We start from the raw sequence: 1,785 nt of genomic DNA, 5'->3' as shown, positions 1-1,785 counted from the left end.
TTGAAGGTGGCCGATTACCAGTCGAACATCTCTCACAACGTCTTTTATGCGAACACCAAGATCGTTGATGTCAACGGTGATGGCATGGACGACATCGTGGAGTTCGCCTCCGGCGGTTCGGTCATCCACTACTCCAACGGCAACGGCACCTTCACCGACGATGCGGTCGGTGGCTGCGCTGCGGTGTGCAACGTCGGTGACTTCAACGGTGACGGCCTGACAGACCTGGTCGGCGTGAACACCAGCACCATGAGTGTGCAGACGCAGAAGGCGCTGACCGACGGTGCGCAGAACCGGCTGAAGTCGGTGCAGGACGGCGGCACCGGCTGGGTTGATGAGACGGTTGTCTACGCGCCGATGTGGACCGACCACACCGAGAAGCTGGGGGATTACACTGCCAGCTACCCGCAGGTGGCGGTGCGCCGGGCGATGACCGTAGTTCGCCGGGTGGATTCGCGCTCTCACAATGTCGAGCACGCGACATCGACTGCGTCGGCGCGGTCGGTGTACTACTCGTATCTGGACCCGATTCTGGACCTGCAGGGCCGCGGCTTTGTGGGATTCGGAACGGTGCAGACCTGGGAACCGGATCAGCCGCGGCAGACGGTTGCCGTATATCCGCACCGGCAGACCGTGAACGGCGTGTTCTATCCCTCGGCGGGTAGCCCGTCGACGGTGACGACCACGGTGCCGATCCTCACCTCGGCCGAGGCGGCCGACTATCCGGCCACCGCCAAGGCCCGGGTAACCCGCACCACCTACACACCGGAAGTCCTTCACCCCGAGCCGGGTGCCAGCCACCCGGTGTATGCGGTACTGAACCACTACACCACGACCAAGGAGTGGGAGCAGACCGCGGCGGACAAGCTGGTCCACCTGGACTGGAGCGGCACGCCCTCATCCGGTGACGAGCACATCACCGGCGTCGACGAGCCGGCCACCGTCAACCGGGAGACTCTGGAGACCGCCGAGCACACCGCCGAGGCCAACGGCAAGGTGTACGGGAACCTGACCAAGGACACCGTGGCTGTCACCGGTGGCACCACGACCGAGGCGGTGTACGGCTATGACAACCGCGACACAGACAGCGACTGGCTGATCGGCCTGCCCACCACCAGCGCGGTCACCTCCAAGGAAGCCGATCACGACCCGGCGGACGTGACCCGGCACAGCGAAAACCACTACGACACCGCCGGCCGCCTGGACAAGGTCGAGGTCGAGAAGGGCAACAGCGACCAGGACGTGCGGTCCACCACCGTCAACACCTACGACACGCTGGGCGCGCTGACCAAGGTCACCGTCACCCCTGGCGACCCCAACCTCCCGGCCCACGAATCCCACATCGAATACACGCCACTCGATGCGGCCTGGGCCAATGAGGAGATCTACCCCTCGCAGGTCTGGCAGAACCACGACATCGCGGCCAACCGGCCGTCCGCGTGGATGATGATTGACCCCGCCTACGGGGTGCCGATCGCCACTGAAGACGTCAACGGCCGCATCAGCACCGCTACCTACGACACCTTCGCCCGGCCGACCAAGCTCACCGCCGACGGCGCAGCCGACACGACCATCTCCTACGCCCCCCGTACCGACAGTGGCGCCGGCACTGTGGGCACCACCGTCACCACTACCCAGGCCGGGATCACCAGCAAGTCCTACACCGACGCCCTGGGCCGGCCCATCGGTGGCAGCAGCACCGGCTTCGACGGCACCACCAGCACCAGCCAGACCGGGTACGACATGCTGGGCCGCACCACCTTCGCCAGCGGGCTGGGAGCCAGC

Annotated in this window: 1 protein-coding gene; it reads left to right on the top strand. The window is 65.8% G+C overall.

The window, feature by feature from the left end:
* Window positions 1-1,785, top strand: a 1,785-nt coding sequence (locus ABZT03_RS44235) for a VCBS repeat-containing protein (RefSeq protein WP_356049974.1), incomplete at both ends; no start/stop codon positions are given.

The organism is Streptomyces sp. NPDC005574, assembly GCF_040605435.1.
GTDB lineage: Bacteria > Actinomycetota > Actinomycetes > Streptomycetales > Streptomycetaceae > Streptomyces.
Note: the sequence above shows the minus strand (reverse complement) of the source record. Positions and strands in the feature narration are given on the sequence as shown.